Below are 19,393 nucleotides of genomic sequence, written 5' to 3' on the forward strand. Positions count from 1 at the left end.
CGGACGGCGACGCCGACCCCGACGGCTTCGCGGTCGGCTTGCCGGACGGGCTCGCCGTGCCGGACGGGCTCGCGGACGGGGAGGGCGTGGCCCCGCCCGCCGTGGGCTTGCCGTCGGTGTAGGCGAACACCTGCCGGAACTGGAGCTTCGCGGTCGTGCCGATCAGCCCCACGACGCGGCTCTGCCCCTCGCCGGGCACGTTCACCACGATGTTGTTGCTGCCCTGCTTGGCGACCTCGGCGTCGGACACGCCCAGACCGTTGACCCGCTGCGTCATGATCTTGACGGCCTGGTCCATCAGGTCCGCCGGCGGGTTCTTGCCCTTCTCGGTCTTGGCGGTGAGCGTGACGGTCGTCCCGCCCGCCAGGTCCAGGCCGAGTTTCGGCTTGGTCTGCCCCTGCAGGAGCGCGACGCCGGCCAGGATCGCGATCACCGCGAAGAGCGCGAAGAGCGTGCGCCCGGGCTTGGGAACGTTGCTAGGCGAGGCCACTGGTCGTTTTCTTCCCGTCCTTGAGTCGTTGCCGGAGGCGTGTCAGGCCTAGGGCTTCTCCCCGGCCTTGGCCTTCGCCTTGGGCTTGGACTCCTCGGCCTCGTCCTCGTCGCCGAGGTCCGCGTCCTCGACGCGGTCGGCGTCCTTGGACAGGTCCACCTCGGACGGCTCGTCCTTGGACAGGTCGACGCGCTCGTCGTCCTCGTCCGCCTCGAGCTCGTCGTCGTCGGCCTCGTCGTCCAGCTCCTCCGGCTCGTCGTCCTTGAGGACCTGCATGACGGCCTGCTTGACGAAGTGGACCTCGACGCCCGGCGCGATCTCCAGCAGGAGACCGTCGTCGTCGACGGAGACCACGGTGGCGCGGATGCCGCTGGTCGTCAGCACCCGGGCTCCGGGTTCCATGGCGCTCTGCATGTTCATCTGCTCCTTGCGCCGCTTGCTCTGCGGCCGGATGAGCAGGAAGTAGAACACCACGGGGACGGCGAGGAGCAGCAGCAGGTTGAAACCCCCGCTGCCGCCGGACGAAGCCGCCAAAATCATGTCGCTGCCCATTACTGGGGCATCCTTCCGATGTGGTTTGCCCAGCCTGTGACCGGATCGGCCACCCCATGGGGAACGCGGGCTGGAGACGGTGGAACCAAGTCCCGGAGTCTAGAGAGTACGCGAGACCCCGGCAACGACGTGACGATCCGCGACGCCGGGAAGTTCCCATCCCGTTACAACATGATCACTGTTCGGGCCGATCGGCGTCGTCGTCCACCTCGAACAGCGTACCGGCCATCGGCGACGAAGGCGGCTGCGCGACGCCGAGATGCGCCCACGCGGCGGGCGTCGCGATGCGCCCGCGGGGCGTCCTGGCCAGCAGGCCCTGCCGGACGAGGAACGGCTCGGCGACGACCTCGACCGTCTCGGGCTCCTCCCCCACCGACACCGCGAGCGTCGACAGCCCCACCGGCCCCCCGCCGAACTTGCGCAACAGGGACCCCAGGACGGCGCGGTCGAGCCGGTCCAGACCACGCTCGTCCACCTCGTAGAGTCGCAGGGCGGCCTCGGCCAGGTCACGCGTGATCACGCCGTCCGCGCGGACCTCGGCGTAGTCGCGGACGCGGCGGAGCAGCCGGTTGGCGATCCGGGGCGTCCCCCGCGACCTCCCGGCGACCTCGGCGGCGCCGTCGTCGGTGATCTCCACGTCCAGCAGCCGCGCCGACCGCCGGACGATCACCTCCAGCTCGGCGGGCTCGTAGAAGTCCATGTGCGCGACGAACCCGAACCGGTCGCGCAGCGGCCCCGGCAGCATGCCCGCCCGGGTCGTCGCGCCGACCAGCGTGAACGGCGCGATGTCCAGCGGGATCGCGGTCGCGCCCGGCCCCTTGCCCACGACGACGTCGACCCGGAAGTCCTCCATCGCCATGTAGAGCATCTCCTCGGCGGGCCGCGCCAGCCGGTGGATCTCGTCCAGGAACAGCACCTCGCCCTCGGCGAGGGTGGACAGCACCGCCGCGAGGTCCCCGGCGCGCTCGATCGCGGGCCCCGAGGAGATCCGCAGCGGCTGCCCCAGCTCCGCCGCGATGATCATGGCGAGGGTCGTCTTGCCGAGCCCCGGGCCGCCGGACAGCAGCACGTGGTCGGGCGTGCGGCCGCGCCGCAGCGCCCCGCGCAGCACCAGCGACAGCTGCTCGCGGACCCGCTCCTGCCCGACGAAGTCCTCGAGCCGCTTCGGCCGCAGCGCCGCCTCGATCACCTGCTCCTCGGCGCCGTCCGCGTCCGCCGAGACCAGCCGGTCCGCCTCGCCGCTCATCGCCTCGCCTCCGCTCGGCGGCGAACGGCCTTTCCACGCCGCCGCTCCCCTCGTCGCTCCGGTCGCAGGCTCCCCGCGTTCCTCGGCCCAGCAACGACGCGGCCGTTCGCGCGCATCACTTGGCGAGCTTCTTCAGCGCGGACTTCAGCAGCGCCGCGACCGGGGGCGCCTCGGCGCCGTCGAGGTCGGCGGCGACAGCATCGACGGCCGCGTCGGCGTCCTTGGCGGACCAGCCGAGGTTGATCAGGCCCATCTGGACCTGCGTGCGCCACGCCTCGGCCGCGGCGGGCGCCCGCACCTCCGCGGCGCCGTCGCCGACCGGGCCGCCGAGCCGGTCCTTCAGCTCCAGGACGATCCGCTGGGCGCCCTTCTTGCCGATCCCCGGCACCTTGGTCAGCGCGGTCAGGTCCTCGGCGGCGACGGCGCGGCGCAGCGCGTTCGGGGTGTGCACGGCGAGCATCGCCAGCGCGAGGCGGGGGCCGACGCCGCTGGCGGTCTGCAGCAGCTCGAAGACCGTCCGCTCGTCGTCGTCGGCGAACCCGAACAGGGTCAGCGAGTCCTCCCGGACGACCAGCGAGGTCGGCACCTTCGCCTGGTCGCCGACCCGCAGCCCGGCGAGGGTGGCGGGCGTGCACTGCACGGTCAGGCCGACGCCGTGCACGTCGATCACCGCGCCGTCCGGCCCGGCGGCGGCCACCTGGCCGCTGACGAAGGCGATCACTGGGCACTTCCTCCTCTGCTCGGGTCCTTCGGACGAGAGCCCCGGGGGGCCGGGGGGCCGCCCGCGGGGGCGGCGGCGTTCCGGGCGGCGAGCCGCTCGCGCTCGGCCCGCGCCAGGTCCTCGATCCGCGAGACGCGCGCCCGCGCCAGCCGCCGCTGCGCGCTCCCCCGCCACACGTGGCAGATGGCGAGGGCGAGCGCGTCGGCCGCGTCCGCGGGCTTCGGCGCCGTGTCGAGGTGCAGCAGGCGGGTCACCATCGCGGTCACCTGCGCCTTGTCGGCGCGGCCGTTGCCGGTGACGGCGGCCTTGGCCTCGCTCGGAGTGTGCAGGGCGACCGGCAGGCCGCGGCGGGCGGCGGCCAGCATCGCGATTCCGGCGGCCTGCGCGGTGCCCATCACGGTGCGGACGTTGTGCTGGGAGAACACCCGCTCGACGGCGACGGCGTCGGGGCGCAGCTCGTCCATCAGCGCCTCGATCCCCCGCTCGACGCCGAGGAGGCGCAGCGCGTGGTCCTCGTCGGCGTCGGTCCGCACCACCGACACGTGCACCAGGTGCAGCCGCCTGCCGGGCGCGCCCTCGACGACCCCGACCCCGCACCGGGTGAGGCCGGGGTCCACCCCCATCACCCGCACGGCCGCTCCTTCGATCATGTGTTCGGCCGAACACGCTACCAACTCAGGATGACATCGTTCACGTGCGGCGGGCGTGTCCCGCTAGAAGTAGTCGAGTGAGAACGGCGTGGCCGCGAACGCGGCGGAGAGCGCCCCCGCGTCCCCGCCGCCGAGCAGGCCGGCGCGGCGCAGGGTCGCCACCGGGACGCCGGCGTAGAGGGCGGACAGGCCCCGCACGTCCAGGCGGACGGCGGCGGGGTCCTCGCGGGAGCGTTCCAGGCGCCCCGCGCCGTCCTTGATCTCCAGGCGCCAGTGGCCGGAGTTCCCCGGCCGCTGGGGGTCGTCGATCTCCAGCGGGACCGCGGCGGCGACGCCCTCCGGGTACCCGCGCGCCTCGATCGCGGCGGGCGCGTCCACCACCCGCAGCATCCACTGGCTGCGCCGGACGATCTCCTTCTCCCGCTCCCCCGGCAGCCACAGGACCGGGTCCATGGGCGAGACGCAGGCCTTCACCGTGGGGGCCGTCGAGGAGCCGGACCCCACGATGGCCCAGAGCGCGCGCAGCGTCCGCTCGGAGGCGGCCACGGCTCGGATCACCTCCAGCGCCGCGTTCCCCTCCGCCCAGCGGTAGGCGAGGAACCCGTCCTCGGCCAGATAGCAGTACTCGTCGGAGGTGTCGAGGAACGCCGGCCACATGGACTCGTGCCAGCCGATCGGCCCGCAGTCCCCGGCGGACGCGTGGACGCGCCCGATCACCGCCGCGACCTCGGCCGCGTCGCCGGAACCGGCGCGGCGCACCGGCACCCGGTCGGCGGCGATGCCGCGCAGCGCCTCCGCCGGGATCTCGATCGTGTGCTGGGCGCCCGCGTGCTCCCAGCCGAGCGACCGGTAGATCCGCGTCGTCGCCGGGTACAGCATCGCCAGGGCGTGCCCGAAACCGGCGCAGCGTTCAAGGACCTCGGTCATCAGGCGGCGCCCGAGGCCCCGCCCGCGCTCCTCCGGCGCGACCGTGACCCCGCCGATGCCGCCCGTGGAGACGGCCCGGCCGTACCACCACTGGGTCATGTCGTGGATGCGGGCCGTCGCCACGATCCGGTCGCCGTCGAAGCCCGCGAACTGCCGCCCCGCCGCCAGCACCGGCGCGGTGCGGCGCAGCGTGGCCTCCCATTCGGCGTCCGGCAGCGCCCCGAAGGCGCGGGCGCGGATGTCGCGGGTGGCGGCCATCTCCTCAGTGGTGGCGAGCACGCGGATCTCCATGATCCCCGACCGTAGACCATCGCGCGGACCGCCCGGGAAGCCGAACGCCGCCGCGCCCTTCCGGGCGGCGGCGGCGTTCACGGCATGCGGCGCGGCTCAGGCGTCGATCTTCTCCATCACGTCGTCCGAGACGTCGAAGTTGGCGTAGACGTCCTGGACGTCGTCGGAGTCCTCCAGGGCGTCCAGCAGCCGGAAGACCTTCCTGGCGTTGTCCTCGTCCAGCGGGACGGTCACGCTCGGCAGGAACTTGCTCTCGGCCGACTCGTAGTCGATGCCGGCGTCCTGCAGGGCCTTGCGGACGGCGACGAGGTCGCCGGCCTCGCTGACGACCTCGAAGTTCTCGTCGTCGAGCTCGTTGACCTCCTCGGCGCCGGCGTCCAGGACGGCCATCATCAGGTCGTCCTCGGAGGTGCCCGCCTTCGGGACGATCACGACGCCCTTGCGGTTGAACATGTACGACACCGAGCCGGGGTCGGCGAGGGAGCCGCCGTTGCGGGTGAGGGCCACCCGGACCTCGGACGCGGCGCGGTTGCGGTTGTCGGTCAGGCACTCGATCAGCACGGCGACACCGCCGGGGGCGTAGCCCTCGTAGGTGATGTTCTGCCAGTCGGCGCCCCCGGCCTCCTCACCGGCGCCGCGCTTGCGCGCGCGCTCGATGTTGTCGTTGGGGACGGAGTTCTTCTTCGCCTTGTAGATGGCGTCATAGAGGGTGGGGTTGGCGTCGGGGTCGCCGCCGCCCGTGCGGGCCGCCACCTCGATGTTCTTGATCAGCTTGGCGAAGAGCTTGCCCCGCTTGGCGTCGAGGGCCGCCTTCTTGTGCTTGGTCGTCGCCCATTTGGAATGGCCGGACATTCAGTCAATCCTCCTTGCGCATCGCCCGGCGCACCAGATCGGCGAAGTAGTGGTGCACGCGGAAGTCGCCCGTCAGCTCCGGGTGGAAGGAGGTCGCCATGAGACGACCCTGGCGGACGGCGACGATCCTACCGGCGTTCGGCCCGCTCTCGGCGCGTCCGAGGACCTCGACGGCGTCGCCGACGGACTCCACCCAGGGCGCGCGGATGAAAACGGCGTGGTACGGCGTGTCCCCCATACCGGTCAGCGGGACGTCGGACTCGAAGGAGTCGACCTGCCGTCCGAAGGCGTTGCGCCGCACGGTCATGTCGATGCCGCCGACGGTCTCCTGCCCCGCCACGCCGTCCCTGATCCGGTCCGCCAGCATGATCATGCCGGCGCAGGACCCGTAGGCGGGCAGGCCCCCCTCGATCCGCTTGCGCAGCGGCTCCAGCAGCTCGAACGCGCGCGCCAGCCGCCACATGGTGGTGGACTCCCCGCCGGGCAGGACGAGCCCGTCGATCCGGTCGAGCTCCTCGGCGCGCCGCACGTTCAGGGTGCGCGCGCCGGCCTGCTCGAGGGCGCGGGCGTGCTCGCGCACGTCGCCCTGGAGGGCGAGGACGCCGATCGTCGGTACGGCAGCAGTCACGTGGGTGAACACCTCTCGGGGGTCGCGCTGGCGCGGTATGGGCAAAACCCTGGACGTTCCTTACAACGTGGCAGGGCGCGGTGGATCTTCCCCGGGGTGCTCCGGGCACCCTGGGGCGGGCTCGCGTGAGATCACGCGTGCTTGAAGCGGCGGAGCGGGAGCTCCAGCGGCAGGAAGCCGTCCTTGCCCCGGTCGGCGATGCCGCGGCCGAACATGTGGGCCGCGGCGAGGGCGAGCCCGAACTCCTCGTGGTCGAACGGGAGCGGGACGTCCGGGGCGCCCGCGTCGATGGCCCGCCAGAACGGGCGCTCCGCGGGGAGCCGCTCGCCCTGGTCGACGACGACGCCGTCCTCGGCGGTGACGAACACGTCGCGGCGCAGCTCGCCGGCGGTGTACCAGCGGAACCAGCAGCCGCGGATGACCGTGTGCAGGACGAGCACGCCGCAGGACGCGCCGGGCAGCGCGGCGGCGGCGGTGTCGGCGATCCGGCGGGCGTCGTCGTCCAGGCAGAACAGCCGCCGGTCGCACAGCAGCAGCGCCCGCTCGAACGCGCCGACGAACAGCTCGTCCTCGTAGGGCCAGAGCGCGAAGTCCAGGACCGTGTCGCCGGTCTCGGTGAGGGTGTCCGCCGGGTAGAGGCCGCGTGCGATCCGCGCGGCCGCGTCGGGGTCGGGCACGAGGCCCGGCCTGAACACCTCGGTGGGTTCACCCGCGCTCGCGCACGCCAGCGCGACGGACCAAGCCATGCTCTCCCCTCCCGCGGCCGGGCACCGCGCAGGGGCGCCCGGTCTCCGGGGGGCCCGCCCCGGCGACCCGGTCCCTCACCGGCCGCGCCGCAAGCGTAATCCCTCCGGCGCCGCGGCGGGGAGGGGGCCACCCGGCTGACCGCCCGGTCATCGGACCGGGCGGCCGGACCCGCGGTCGGCGCCCCGCCGGGGCGTTCACCAGCCGCGGTGGGCGAACTTCTGGTCCTCGCCGAGGGAGGCGACGTTGATGCCGACCATGGCGTCGCCGAGGCCCCGGGACACCTTGGCGATCACGCCGGGGTCGTCGTGGAAGGTGGTGGCCTTGACGATCGCCTCGGCGCGCTGGGCCGGGTTGCCGGACTTGAAGATCCCGGAGCCGACGAACACGCCCTCGGCGCCGAGCTGCATCATCATCGCGGCGTCGGCGGGCGTGGCGATGCCGCCGGCGGTGAACAGCACCACGGGCAGCTTGCCGGCCTGCGCGACCTCCTTGACCAGCTCGTACGGGGCCTGGAGCTCCTTGGCCGCGACGTACAGCTCGTCCTCGGGCAGCGACTGGAGCCGGCGGATCTCCTGCCGGATCTGCCGCATGTGCGTGGTGGCGTTGGAGACGTCGCCGGTACCGGCCTCGCCCTTGGAGCGGATCATCGCCGCGCCCTCGGTGATGCGGCGCAGCGCCTCGCCGAGGTTGGTGGCGCCGCAGACGAACGGGACGGTGAACGCCCACTTGTCGATGTGGTTCTCGTAGTCGGCCGGGGTGAGCACCTCGGACTCGTCGACGTAGTCGACGCCGAGGGCCTGCAGCACCTGGGCCTCGACGAAGTGGCCGATGCGGGCCTTGGCCATCACGGGGATGGACACGGCGGAGATGATGCCGTCGATCATGTCGGGGTCGCTCATCCGGGAGATGCCGCCCTCGGCGCGGATGTCGGCGGGCACCCGCTCCAGGGCCATCACCGCGACGGCGCCGGCGTCCTCTGCGATCTTCGCCTGCTCGGGGGTGACGACGTCCATGATCACGCCGCCCTTGAGCATCTCCGCCATGCCGCGCTTGACGCGGGCGGTGCCGGTCTCGGGCGCGTTCTCCGGGGCGGAATTCAAAGTGGACACGGGCATTCCTCACGTGCGCGGACGACAGGTCGCTCTCCATGATATTGCCTGCTAGCGGGGCTTTTCGACGCCCCTCCGGGGCAGGCCAATGGCCGGAAATTGGCCGTTGACCGGCCGCCTCCGGCGCTATGGAATGTGGGGCTTGCCGTCGTTCAGCAGGACGACCCAGACCTGTCCGCGCGCGAAGGTCATCGGCTTGCCGTCGGCGGTGGTGTAGGTGGTCCCGGCGGTCTCCGAGGGGCGCGACCACTTGGCGTCATAGGACTTCCCGTCGCGCAGCACGACGGCGCGGCCGGTGCCGGTCGTCTGGATGAGCGGGGTGTAGCTGCCGAGGAAGTCGTGGAACCGGGAGCGGGTCGTCTTCGCGTACTGGACGACGACCGTGGCGCCGCCGAGCCGTCCGCCCTCGGCCGCGGTGTCGGGCCTCCCGCCCCAGCTCGCGAGCCAGCGCTTCTGCTTGGCCGACCACGTGAACCCCATGGTCGCCGCCGGCCATTTCGCGGTGAACGAACTCGTCGGCCTGCCGCCTTCGGGCGCCGGGCCGAAGCGGAAGCCGATGTCGTGCGGCGCGGACGCCTTGGGCGCCTTCTTGAGCAGGGCCTTCGGGTCGCCGTAGAGGTTGTAGGGGATCCGCCGCGCGCTGGAGCGGGAGTAGGCGGAACCCGCGTTCTCCTGTGAGATGTCGTACACCGGCGCCTTGCGGATGTACTTCTTCATCTTGCTCTGCACGCCGGAGAACGCGAAGGCGGGATGCCCGAACTGCGGGAGGATGTGCAGGTCGGAGATGCGGGCGCTGCGGACCGGTCCGACGCGCTTGGGCAGCTTGGACGAGAAGACCGCCATCAGCCGGGTCTCGCCGCCCTCCACCTGCTCGACGTAGACGATGTCGGCGGCCGACACCCCGGCCTGCGGCAGCGCGGGCTTGGTGTTCTCGATCTTCACCGCGAGGACGGGGTTGTCCAGCCCGGCGGTGCCGCCGTTGAACGGGTGCGTCGTCGGCGCCGGGGTCCCGGACGCCGTCCCGCCGTGCGCGCTCGGCGGCGCCGCGGTGCCCGGTCCGTTCGAGCCGGAGCAGGCCGCGAGCGCGGTGCCGAGCACGGCGGCGCCGAGCCCCACGGCCGCCCGGCCTCGTGCCGTCCTGTGCCACGCGTGTCGCATAACCCTCCCTTTGCGGCGATCTGCCCGAGGGTAGCGAACGGAAATGACGCGTTCGCCCGGTCCGCTGTACGCGGAGACGGCCTCCGGGCGATCAACTCGGCGGCGAGGGCACGACGGACGGCGCGGCGGAAGACGCGCCCTCGCTGCGGCGGAAGGCGCGCCGGGCTCCTCGGCGGGCTCCGCGGCGGGCGTCAGATCCCTGGCGGGTCGTCGTCGATCTCGAAGAAGTCCGGCAGCGGCGCGCGGCCGGCCAGCGGCAGGACGCGGATCAGCGGCTTGCGGCGCGCGGCCCGCGCCTGCGCGACGGCGTCGTTGTAGAAGCGGCGGGCGTAGGCGACCTTCGCGGCCGACGAGGACAGCTCCTCCAGGACGTCGGTGCCGTCGCCGCCCTCCCCCGCGACCGTTCCCGCGAAGTCGGGCTGGTCCGCCACGGCCCGCAGCGCGCGGGACAGATCGCTCTCGGCGAACTCGCGGTTGTCGGCGTCGGCCGTCCGGGCCTCGTGCGCGGCGGTGGCCAGCACGAGGCTCGCGGCCGGGTCCAGCAGCCGGGACGCGGCGAGCTCCAGCGCGGCCGCGGCCCGCCGGACCAGCGCGGCGTCCAGCGCGGCGCGGGCGGTCTCGACGCGGACGTGCAGCCGGTCCAGCCGGGTGGCGCGCCACGACACGTACACCCCGACGAGGAACACGACGGCGATCCAGAACAGCACGTCGATGATCCAGTGGTAGAGCATCGGACCGTTCCTCAGGCGCCGGAGCCGGACTCGACGACGCCCGCGCCCGCGTAGGCGACCGTCTCGTAGACCCGCAGCACGTCGCGGGCCACCGACGACCAGTCATAGGCGCGGACGGCGGCGCGGGCCTCCGCGGACAGCTGCTTGCGCCGGGCCGGGTCGTCGAGAAGGGCGGCGGCAGCGGCGGCGAGGGCCTCGTGGTCGCCGGCGGGGAACAGCACCCCGGCGCGGCCGCCGAGCAGCACCCGGTCGAACGCCTCGATGTCGCTGGCGAGGATCGGGGCGCCCGCCGACATCGCCTCGGCGAGCACGATGCCGAAGCTCTCGCCGCCGAGGTTGGGCGCGACGAACGCGTCCACCGAGTGGTAGGCGCGGATCTTGTCCTCCTCGCTCACCATGCCGAGCACGATCACCCGGTCGCGCAGCTCCGGCGAGACGCGGGCGGCCACGTCGTCGGCGTCGCCGGGCCCGGCGAGGAGCAGCCGCAGCCCCGGCCGGCGGCGCCCGAGGATCTCGAAGGCGCGCAGCAGCACCGGCAGGCCCTTGCGGGGCTCGTCCATCCGGCCGAGGAAGCCGAGCGCCTCGCCGCCGTCCCGGGCCCGCCCGGCGCTCCCGGCACCCTCCCGGCCCCGCCAGCCCGGCAGCGGGTCGGCCATCGCGTACCGCTCGGTGGCGACCCCGTTCGGGATCAGCACCGCGTCGCCGCCGAGGTGCTCGACCAGGCTGGTGCGGGCCGCCTCGGACACCGCGATCCGGCCGTTGATCTTCTCCAGCGCGCTGCGCAGGATCGGGGCGGTCACCGACAGCGCGCGGGACCGCTCGTAGGAGGCGTGGAAGGTGCCGACGATCGGCCCGTCCGCCGCCCAGCAGGCCAGCAGGCCGAGCGACGGCGCGGCGGGCTCGTGCACGTGCAGGACGTCGAAGCCGCCCTCGTTGATCCAGCGGCGCACCCGCGCGGAGGACAGGAACCCGAACGCCAGCCGCGCCACCGAGCCGTTGTAGGGGACGGGGACGGCGCGCCCCGCCGGCACGGCGTAGGCCGGCAGGTCGGCGTCGTCGTCGGCGGGCGTCATCACCGACACCCGGTGCCCGAGCGCGATCAGCGCCTCGGCGAGGTCGCGGATGTGCTGCTGGACGCCGCCCGGGACGTTCCAGGTGTAGGGGCAGACGATGCCGACGTTCACCGGGGCGCCTTCCCCGGCCCGGCCGGGTCCAGGTCGTCCACCCAGACCTTCTGCAGCATGTGCCAGTCCTCCGGGTGGGCGGCGATGCCCGCCTCGAAGACCCGCGCGATCTCCTGCGTCATGGTCTGGATCTTCTCCCGCCTGGCGCCCCCGTCCGGGACCCGGACCTCCTCGTGGACGCGCGCTCCCCAGTACTTCCCCTCGTACCAGAGTGTCACGGGAATGAGGGCGGCGCCCGTCTGGAGCGCCAGCGCGGCGGAAACGGCGGGCATCCGCGCGGTGGCGCCGAAGAACTCCACGTCGACGCCGCTCGCGGTGAGGTCGCGGTCGACGACCAGGCAGACGGGCCGCCCGGCGCGCAGCCGCTGCGCCATCCGGCCGAACGCGGACGCGCCGGTGTGCGCGAGGACCTCCATGCCGAGGCTCTCGCGGAACTCCACGAACCGGTCGAACAGCGACTCGGGCCTGAGCCGCTCGGCGACCGTGGTGAACGGGTGCCCGCAGGCGGCGAGCCAGGCGCCCGCGTGCTCGTAGTTGCCCATGTGCGGCAGCGCGAGGACCACGCCGCGGCCCGCCTCCAGGTTCGCGAAGATCTTCTTCTCGCCGGTGACCCGCATCCGGCCGACGATCCGCTCCCGCCCGTACTCCGGCAGCCGGAACACCTCCAGCCAGTACCGGGCGTAGGAGCGCAGCACGCGCTTGCTGAGGACGCGGACCTCGTCGTCCACGGCGTCCTTGCCGAGGACGCGGCACAGGTTGCGCTCCAGCTGCCGGACGCCGCCGCCGTGCGCCTGCCAGGCGCGGTCGGCGACCGCGGTGAACACGAGCCGGGCGGCGCCCTCGGGCATCTTGCGGACGACCGTCCAGCCCAGCGCGTAGGCGGCGTCCATCACCTCGTCGCGCAGCGACGCGGGCGCGGAGCCGCCTGCGGGCGCGGTCACGGGCACGGCTCCCTCCTGGGCGCGGCCTGGTCGTCGGCGCGGCCCGGTCACGGGTACGGCGTTCGGCGCGGCGGGGTCACCGGCGCGGCTGCGGGCCCGCCTTCGCGTGCGCCCTCTCGCCGTTCTCCTCGTCCTCTTCGTTCCCGGCGGCGGACGCGCCCGACCCCGGCGCGGGACCGGACGCGGCGGGCTTCGGCGCGGGGTCGTCCTTCGCCTGGGCGTAGACCGTCGCGAACCGCTGCCCGACCGTGACGGTGCTGAGCACCGCCAGCACCCACAGCGCGACCGCCAGGATGTAGGGGACGCCGAGGCCGTCGAACCCGGCCGCCACGAGGGCGACGATCAGGCGTTCGGCGCGCTCGGCGATGCCCACGTTGCAGGTGTACCCGAGGCCCTCGGCGCGGGCCTTGGCGTACGACACCACGACGCCGGCGACGAGGCAGTACAGGGCGACGCCGGCGAGGCCGTGCTGCCCGTCCCGGTACAGCCCGATCATCAGCCCGGAGAAGATCGCGGCGTCCGCGACCCGGTCCATGGTGGAGTCGAGGAACGCGCCGAACTTGGAGATCTTGCCGGTGACCCGGGCGACCGCGCCGTCGAGCATGTCGAACAGCACGAACGCGGTGATCACCATCGTGCCCCAGAAGAACTCCCCGCGCGGGAACAGCACGAGCGCGCCCGCGGCGACGCCGGCGGTGCCGATGACGGTGATGGCGTTGGGCGACACCCCGGTCCGCGCGACCGTCCGTCCGATGGGCGTCAGGACGCGCCCCAGCGCGGGCCTGATTCTGTTGAGCATCGCCGTCCGTTCTCCTGCTGCCGGAAGTGGGGCCGCCGGCATCGGCCAGGGGGCCGCCGTTGGCGCGCCCAATCGTAGTGCCGCCGCCGACCCGGCGCGGTCAGGCCCGAGTTTGCGGTTCCGCGCGGCGGACAGAAGCAGGTTGTTTGCCGTTCACCCCTTGTGATCCCGCCGCTCACGGGAAAGGGTGTTGACACGGGTGTGACGTCGGTCACGCACGTTGGACGAGGACGCCGCACTCGGACGTCAGGGCCGGTCCCTCCGGGCCGGGCCCCAGCCGACGCGGGCCCCCGCGAGGAGGCCCGTCCGAGGAGGTAGTCATGGCGGACAAGGGAGGACATCCGGGAGCCCCCGGCAGGGCACCGGAGGCCGGCGGCTGCGACAGGGTGCGCAACGTCGCGCTGGTCGGCCATTCGGGGGCGGGAAAGACCACGCTCGTGGAGGCGCTGCTGACCGCGGCGGGCACGCTGCAGCGGGCCGGCCGGGTCGAGGAGGGCACCACCGTCAGCGACTTCGACGACGTCGAGGTCCGCCAGCAGCGCTCGGTCAACCTCGCGCTCGCCCCGCTCACGCACGGCGACATCAAGGTCAACCTCATCGACACCCCCGGCTACGCCGACTTCGTCGGCGACCTGCGGGCCGGGCTGCGGGCCGCCGACGCGGCGCTGTTCGTGATCTCCGCGGTGGACGGGATCGACGGCCTCACCCGGATGATCTGGGAGGAGTGCGCGCGGGTCGGGATGCCCCGCGCGGTCGTCATCACCAAGATCGACCAACAGCGCGGCGACTTCGACGACGTGGTGCTCGGCTGCCAGGACGCCTTCGGCGAGGGCGTGCTCCCGCTGTACTTCCCGGCGGCGGACGGCGACGGGCTCAAGGGCCTGATCGGGCTGCTCACGCAGCGCTGCCTGGACTACTCCACCGGCAAGCGCACCGAGTGCGCGCCCGACCCGCGGTACCTGGAGCAGATCGCCGAGCAGCGCGCGTCGCTGATCGAGGGGATCATCCAGGAGAGCGAGGACGAGACCCTCATGGACCGGTACCTGTCCGGTGAGGAGATCGACGTCAAGGCGCTCATCGAGGACCTGGAGACCGCAGTGGCGCGCGGCAGCTTCTACCCGGTCCTCGCCACGTCGGTGCCGCACGGCGACCACCCCGGTCCGGTCGTCGGCATGCTGGAGCTGCTGGAGGTCATCACCCAGGCGTTCCCCTCGCCCCTCGAACACGGCATCCCCCCGGTGACGCCCGTCAAGGGCGGGCCGCCGGTGGAGATCGGCTGCGACCCCGACGGGCCGCTGGTCGCCGAGGTGGTCAAGACCACGTCCGACCCGTACGTCGGGCGGATCTCCCTGGTCCGGGTTTTCTCCGGGACACTGCGCCCCGACTCCACCGTCCACGTCTCGGGGCACGGCATGGAGGAGCGCGGGCACGAGGACCACGACGTCGACGAACGGGTGGGCGCCCTCACCTCCCCGCTCGGCAAGACCCAGCGGACGGTCGCCTCGTGCGGCGCCGGCGACATCTGCGCGGTGGCGAAGCTGTCGCGCGCCGAGACCGGCGACACCCTGTCGGACCCGTCGTCGCCGATGGTGATGGCGCCGTGGACGATGCCGGACCCGCTGCTGCCCGTCGCGATCCGCGCCCAATCCAAGGCCGACGAGGACAAGCTCAGCCAGGCGCTCGGCCGGCTCGTCGCCGAGGACCCGACGCTGCGGCTGGAGAACAACGCCGAGACGCGGCAGCTGGTCCTGTGGTGCATGGGCGAGGCGCACGCCGACGTGCTGATCGACCGGCTCAGCACCCGGTACGGCGTCGAGGTCGAGCGGGTCGAGCTGCGGGTGCCGCTGCGCGAGACGTTCGGCGGGTCCGCCAAGGGGCTCGGCCGGCACGTCAAGCAGAGCGGCGGCCACGGCCAGTACGGCATCTGCCACATCGAGGTGGAGCCGCTGCCGTCCGGCGAGGGCTTCGAGTTCGTCGACAAGATCGTCGGCGGGGTGGTGCCGCGGCAGTTCATCCCGTCGGTCGAGAAGGGCGTCCGGCAGCAGATGGAGCGCGGCGTCTCCGCCGGGTACCCGCTGGTCGACATCAAGGTCACGCTGTACGACGGCAAGGCGCACTCGGTGGACTCCTCCGACATGGCCTTCCAGGCCGCCGGGGCGCTCGCGCTGAAGGACGCCGCCGGGCAGGTGCCGGTGCTGCTGCTGGAGCCGGTGGACGAGGTGAGCGTGCTGATCGCCGACGAGTACGTCGGCGCGGTGATGTCCGACCTGACCTCGCGGCGCGGCCGGGTGCTCGGGTCGCAGGCGGTGCCGGGCGGCCGCACGATGATCAAGGCCGAGGTGCCGCAGCTGGAGATCGTCCGGTACGCGATCGACCTGCGGTCGATGTCGCAGGGAACCGGCACGTTCGACCGGGCGTTCCTGCGGTACGAGCCGCTCCCCTCGCACCTGGCGGACAAGGTCGCCAAGGCCGAGGCGGTGCACGACTAGGGCGCCGGCGGGCGGGGCGGGCCGCTTCCCCACCCCGCCCGCCGCTCGGCCCCCTGGGGCCGCTTGGTCCCCCCGGGACACCTCCCTTGATCCTTCCGGAGTCGTCCAAATGGCGGCGCGGACTCATCCCTGAGGGTGACTCCGATTTCGGCATCTGGGGCGATGGCGGGCGGTTCGCGGCGTGAAACTCTTACTGCGCCATGAAAGACACGGGGGAAGACCGGCGGCCCGCCCGGCCCGGGCGCCGCAACATCATCCGGGGCCTCGGCCTCGCGGCCGGCGGGCTGCTCGCCGGCGGCGCCGGGTTCGCCACCGAGCAGGCGTGGCGCCGGGAGGACCCGCCGACCCCCGCGTCCGCGGCGTCGGTCGACTCCTGGCAGCCGCCCGACCGGCAGGTCGACGTCATCTGGGCGGTGAACACCCGCCGCCGCCTGGTCGCGCTGACCTTCGACGACGGGCCGATGGAGCGGTGGACCCCGCAGGCCCTCGACGCGCTCGACGAGGCGAAGGCGCCGGCGACGTTCTTCATGGTGGGCAGCCGGCTCGCCCGCAACGCCCGCCTCGTCGAGGGCCGGCTCGACCGGCACGAGGTCGGCAACCACACCTGGAAGCACGACGACCTGTCCAAGCTGAGCCTCGCGCACGCCCGCCGCTCCATCCACCGCACGCACCGGACGATCGAGGAGGTCACCGGGCGGGCACCGACGCTGCTGCGGCCGCCGTGGGGCCGGCTCGGCGGCACCACCCTGCACGTCGCCGCGGAGCACGGCTACGACCTGGTGCTGTGGTCGCTGCTGGTGCAGGACCGGCGGCTCGGCCACGAGCCGGCGGAGATGGTCGCCGCCGTCGTCGACAACGCCCGGCCCGGCACCATCGTCCTCGGCCACGACGTCGGCGCCGCCAGCCGGGAGACCGCCGTCGCGCAGCTGCCCGCGATGATCCGCGGGCTGCGCGGCCGCGGTTTCGAGTTCGTCACCGTGTCGCAGCTGCGACGCGCAGCGATCTAGGCTTGTCCGGTGAGCCTCCCCCCACTCCGCCTGGGCGCCCGCGCGCGCCTCTGGCGATCGCTCGCGGGCGCGGTGTTCGTCGCCGCGCTGCTGTTCACGAGCGCGTTCGGAAGCAACGACGACTTCCCCATCGGCCCGATGACCCAGTTCGCGTTCTCGGTGAAGAACGACGGCGGGACCATCGGCTCGTTCTGGCTCGAGGCCGACACCGCCGAGGGCCGGCACGTCGAGCTGTCCCGGGACGCCGTCGGGACGGGCATGAAGCGCGCCGAGATCGAGGGGCAGATGGGCCGGATCGTCCGCGACCCGTCGCTGCTGCAGGGCATCGCCGAAGGGCAGCACCGGCTGCACCCCGGCGACCCGCGGCTCACCCGGGTCTACGTCGTGGAGGAGATCAAAAGGCTGCAGCACGGCAAGGTCGTGTCGACCAAGCGCGTCAACCGCGTCGTCTGGGACGTGCGGTGACCGCCGCCGCGACGCCGGAGGCGCCCCGGCCCGTGGCACCGGCGGGCCCCGGGCCGGACCTCGCCCGCACGCCGTGGGGCCGGTGGTGGTTCGGGCCGGTCCCCCGCGCCCGGATCGCCTGGCTGCGCCTCCTCGGGTACGTGTTCCTGCCGTTCGACATGCTGCTGCTGACCGGCAGCTCGCTGGCGCACGCCCGGCTGCCCGCCGACCTGTACCAACCGGTGCTTCTCGGGCGGCTGCTGCATCTGCCCGCACCGACGCCCGCCGCGATGTACACGCTGCTGGCCGTGACGCTCGCGGCCGGGTTCGCCGCGGCGACGGGCCGGTTCCTGCCGCGCCTGACGGGCTACGTCTGCGCCTGCGGGTACCTGTGGTGGGTCACGATCAGCATGTCGTACGGGAAGGTCGACCACGACCACCTCGCGCTCGTGGTGGCGCTGTTCGTCCTGCCGAGCGTGGGACGGGCCCGGATCGACGACGAGCGCGGGTGCGAGGCGTCCGCGTGGGCGGTGCGCGGGATCCAGGTCTCGGTGGTGGCCGCCTACTTCCTGTCCATGTGGGCGAAGGTGAAGATCGGCGGGTTCCCCGAGTGGCCGAACGGGGCGACGGTCCAGTGGGCGCTGAGCCGCCGCGGGACGTCGTTCGGGCGCAGCCTCATCGACTACCCGGTGCTGCTGAAGGCCAGCCAGTGGTTCATGTTCACGGCGGAGGCGATCTCACCGGCGCTGCTCTTCCTGCGCGGGCGGCCGCTGTACCTGTTCGTGCTGTTCTTCGCCGGGTTCCACGCCGTCACCTACGCGCTGATGAGCATCCACTTCCTGCCGCACGCGATCTGGCTGGCGGCGTTCCTGCCGCTGGAGCGGCTCACCGGGTACCTGCCGGTTCGGTTCCGCCGGGTGCTCGGCGGGCAGGCGGGAGCGACCGCGCCCGAGGCGGCCTGAAGGCCCGCGCCGCGCGGCGCGGGGGTCAACCACGGGAGCTGGGGGTCAGCCCTGGGCGCCGGGGCGCTGCGCGGCGGGCAGCATGCAGGCGGCCGTACCGCCTGGCATCCGCTGCCGGTTGTTCGCGACGAGCCGGTACACGGCGTGCGCGAGCCAGCTCACCGGCGGCGTCCGCATGACCACGCCCGGGACGCGCCAGACGCCGCCGGCGGCCGTGAGCAGCCGCCCGATCGCGTCCGCGCCGCCGCTGACCCGTCCCGCCCGGTCGACCCACAGCACCTCGTGCTCGGCGCGCTCCTGGGTGGTGCCGAGCGCGCCGAGGTCGGTGAACTGGAACGCGACGACCTCGGCGTCCACGGGCACATGGCGTTCCAGGAACCGCACCGAGGTGGTGCAGAACCCGCAGTCTCCGTCGTAGACCAGCACCGGCCGCTCGCGTCGCGTCATGGCGTCCATCATGCCGTGGCCCGCGGCCGCCCGCGCGCGAGGGGACCGTCAGTCCTGCGGCCAGGCGTCGGCGAGGATCTGCCGGGTGTCGCGCAGCAGCTGCGGCAGCACCCGCGTGTGCCCGACGACCGGCATGAAGTTGGTGTCCCCGCCCCAGCGCGGCACCACGTGCTGGTGCAGGTGGGCGGCGATGCCGGCGCCGGCGACCAGGCCGAGGTTCATACCGACGTTGAAGCCCTGCGCGCCGCTGGCCTTGCGCAGCGCGGCGAGCGAGCGGCGGGTGAACACGGCCAGCTCGGTGTACTCCGCCTCGTCGAGCTCGCCGTAGTCGGCGACGTGCCGGTACGGGACGACCATGAGGTGCCCGGAGTTGTACGGGTAGAGGTTGAGCACGGTGTACACCGACCGGCCGCGGGCGACGACGAGGCCGTCCTCGTCGCTCATCGCCGGGATCTCGCAGAACGGGCAGCCCTCCCCGGCCCCCGGCCCGGTGGGCTTGTTCTCGCCCTTGATGTAGGCCATCCGGTGCGGAGTCCACAGCCGCTGGAAGTTGTCGGGCACGCCCGCGCCGCCCCTCTCCTCCTCGAGGCGGGACTGGTGCTCCGCGGCGCCCTCGCCGGACGCCTCGTCGCGCCCCTGCTGCTCCACGGGCTTCTCCGGCTCTGTGGTCAAGGCGGCGGTCTCCTTTTGTTCACGGCCTGACCAGCAGCATAGAGAGACCCGCGCGCCGGCACGTAGCCGGGATGCCCCCGCCGACCGCCGGACGCGCCCGCGGGAGGGGGCCTGCGTGGCGTCCCGCCCGGCTCTCCGACACCATGGGTCGTCCAGCCGAACCAGTGGGAGCGATCATGACCGAGCTCGACAAGGGCCGCGCCGGAGACGGCGCCGAGCCGCGCCCGGGAGCGGGTTCGACGCCGTTCTTCCCGGGAGCGCCGGGAATGCCGAGCCCGGTGCCGCCGCCGGGCGCGCCACTGCCCGCGCCGCCCGCCGGGGGCCCGCCGGGCGGCGCGCATGCGGC

The 19,393-nt window shown here is 73.5% G+C and carries 20 protein-coding genes and 1 pseudogene; 4 read left to right on the plus strand and 17 right to left on the minus strand.

The window, feature by feature from the left end; all coding sequences use genetic code 11:
• From ABZ914_RS25620 to pgsA, 15 genes and pseudogenes are all read right to left on the minus strand, one after another.
• Positions 1–490 (minus strand): annotated as a pseudogene (locus tag ABZ914_RS25620) (protein translocase subunit SecD); the annotation flags it as partial.
• A 48-nt stretch (positions 491–538) separates the two neighbouring features.
• Entirely contained in the window at positions 539–1,042 is a 504-nt protein-coding gene (gene yajC / locus ABZ914_RS25625) for a preprotein translocase subunit YajC (RefSeq protein ID WP_190856553.1), read from the minus strand.
• Positions 1,043–1,217: 175 nt separating this feature from the next.
• On the minus strand, positions 1,218–2,288 hold the full coding sequence (ruvB, locus tag ABZ914_RS25630; protein ID WP_433235477.1) for a Holliday junction branch migration DNA helicase RuvB: 1,071 nt from the start codon (positions 2,286–2,288) through the stop codon (positions 1,218–1,220).
• 115 nt (positions 2,289–2,403) lie between these two features.
• Positions 2,404–3,009 (minus strand): Holliday junction branch migration protein RuvA, encoded by a 606-nt coding sequence (ruvA, locus tag ABZ914_RS25635; RefSeq protein ID WP_500196262.1) that lies wholly within the window; start codon positions 3,007–3,009, stop codon positions 2,404–2,406.
• Positions 3,006–3,641, minus strand: a complete 636-nt coding sequence (gene ruvC, locus ABZ914_RS25640; protein WP_500196264.1) for a crossover junction endodeoxyribonuclease RuvC — start codon at positions 3,639–3,641, stop codon at positions 3,006–3,008. Before ruvC ends, ruvA begins: the two co-directional genes overlap by 4 nt.
• Before the next feature lie 81 nt (positions 3,642–3,722).
• Entirely contained in the window at positions 3,723–4,877 is a 1,155-nt protein-coding gene (locus ABZ914_RS25645) for a GNAT family N-acetyltransferase (RefSeq protein WP_500196266.1), read from the minus strand.
• A gap of 96 nt (positions 4,878–4,973) precedes the next feature.
• Positions 4,974–5,729, minus strand: coding sequence for a YebC/PmpR family DNA-binding transcriptional regulator (locus ABZ914_RS25650; RefSeq protein ID WP_190856549.1), 756 nt, complete (start codon positions 5,727–5,729; stop codon positions 4,974–4,976).
• A gap of 4 nt (positions 5,730–5,733) precedes the next feature.
• Positions 5,734–6,357, minus strand: a complete 624-nt coding sequence (gene pdxT, locus ABZ914_RS25655) for a pyridoxal 5'-phosphate synthase glutaminase subunit PdxT (RefSeq protein ID WP_190856548.1) — start codon at positions 6,355–6,357, stop codon at positions 5,734–5,736.
• Positions 6,358–6,488: 131 nt separating this feature from the next.
• Positions 6,489–7,103, minus strand: coding sequence for a DUF6928 family protein (locus ABZ914_RS25660; protein ID WP_190856547.1), 615 nt, complete (start codon positions 7,101–7,103; stop codon positions 6,489–6,491).
• 195 nt (positions 7,104–7,298) lie between these two features.
• Complete coding sequence (pdxS, locus tag ABZ914_RS25665; protein ID WP_151539464.1) at positions 7,299–8,219, minus strand: pyridoxal 5'-phosphate synthase lyase subunit PdxS; 921 nt, start codon at positions 8,217–8,219, stop codon at positions 7,299–7,301.
• 120 nt (positions 8,220–8,339) lie between these two features.
• Positions 8,340–9,371 (minus strand): DUF3048 domain-containing protein, encoded by a 1,032-nt coding sequence (locus ABZ914_RS25670; RefSeq protein WP_500196268.1) that lies wholly within the window; start codon positions 9,369–9,371, stop codon positions 8,340–8,342.
• A gap of 191 nt (positions 9,372–9,562) precedes the next feature.
• Positions 9,563–10,102: a LemA family protein gene (locus tag ABZ914_RS25675; protein WP_360749185.1), complete on the minus strand. Its 540-nt coding sequence runs from the start codon at positions 10,100–10,102 to the stop codon at positions 9,563–9,565.
• 11 nt (positions 10,103–10,113) lie between these two features.
• A complete protein-coding gene (locus ABZ914_RS25680; protein ID WP_500196270.1) occupies positions 10,114–11,286 on the minus strand; it encodes a glycosyltransferase family 4 protein in 1,173 nt (390 codons plus the stop codon).
• On the minus strand, positions 11,283–12,176 hold the full coding sequence (locus ABZ914_RS25685; protein ID WP_190856608.1) for a phosphatidylinositol mannoside acyltransferase: 894 nt from the start codon (positions 12,174–12,176) through the stop codon (positions 11,283–11,285). Before ABZ914_RS25685 ends, ABZ914_RS25680 begins: the two co-directional genes overlap by 4 nt.
• 127 nt (positions 12,177–12,303) lie before the next feature.
• Complete coding sequence (gene pgsA, locus ABZ914_RS25690; RefSeq protein ID WP_500196271.1) at positions 12,304–13,026, minus strand: phosphatidylinositol phosphate synthase; 723 nt, start codon at positions 13,024–13,026, stop codon at positions 12,304–12,306.
• Between the two features lie 320 nt (positions 13,027–13,346).
• Here pgsA and ABZ914_RS25695 point away from each other — a divergent pair, with 320 nt between their 5' ends.
• From ABZ914_RS25695 to ABZ914_RS25710, 4 genes are all read left to right on the plus strand, one after another.
• Positions 13,347–15,515 carry an elongation factor G-like protein EF-G2 gene (locus tag ABZ914_RS25695; protein WP_500196273.1) on the plus strand — a complete coding sequence of 723 codons (2,169 nt, stop codon included), beginning with the start codon at positions 13,347–13,349 and terminating at the stop codon, positions 15,513–15,515.
• 200 nt (positions 15,516–15,715) lie between these two features.
• Entirely contained in the window at positions 15,716–16,522 is an 807-nt protein-coding gene (locus ABZ914_RS25700; RefSeq protein ID WP_387030548.1) for a polysaccharide deacetylase family protein, read from the plus strand.
• Between the two features lie 9 nt (positions 16,523–16,531).
• Positions 16,532–16,987, plus strand: a complete 456-nt coding sequence (locus ABZ914_RS25705; RefSeq protein WP_500196275.1) for a hypothetical protein — start codon at positions 16,532–16,534, stop codon at positions 16,985–16,987.
• Positions 16,984–17,928: an HTTM domain-containing protein gene (locus ABZ914_RS25710; RefSeq protein ID WP_500196278.1), complete on the plus strand. Its 945-nt coding sequence runs from the start codon at positions 16,984–16,986 to the stop codon at positions 17,926–17,928. The genes ABZ914_RS25705 and ABZ914_RS25710 overlap by 4 nt, the downstream gene beginning before the upstream one ends.
• Positions 17,929–17,973: 45 nt before the next feature.
• Here ABZ914_RS25710 and ABZ914_RS25715 read toward each other — a convergent pair whose 3' ends face one another.
• On the minus strand, positions 17,974–18,375 hold the full coding sequence (locus ABZ914_RS25715; RefSeq protein ID WP_500196280.1) for a thiol-disulfide oxidoreductase DCC family protein: 402 nt from the start codon (positions 18,373–18,375) through the stop codon (positions 17,974–17,976).
• A 48-nt stretch (positions 18,376–18,423) separates the two neighbouring features.
• Entirely contained in the window at positions 18,424–19,047 is a 624-nt protein-coding gene (locus ABZ914_RS25720; RefSeq protein ID WP_387030552.1) for an HIT family protein, read from the minus strand.
• Positions 19,048–19,393: the final 346 nt, after the last annotated feature.

Source organism: Spirillospora sp. NPDC046719 (assembly GCF_040645715.1).
Lineage (GTDB): Bacteria > Actinomycetota > Actinomycetes > Streptosporangiales > Streptosporangiaceae > Spirillospora.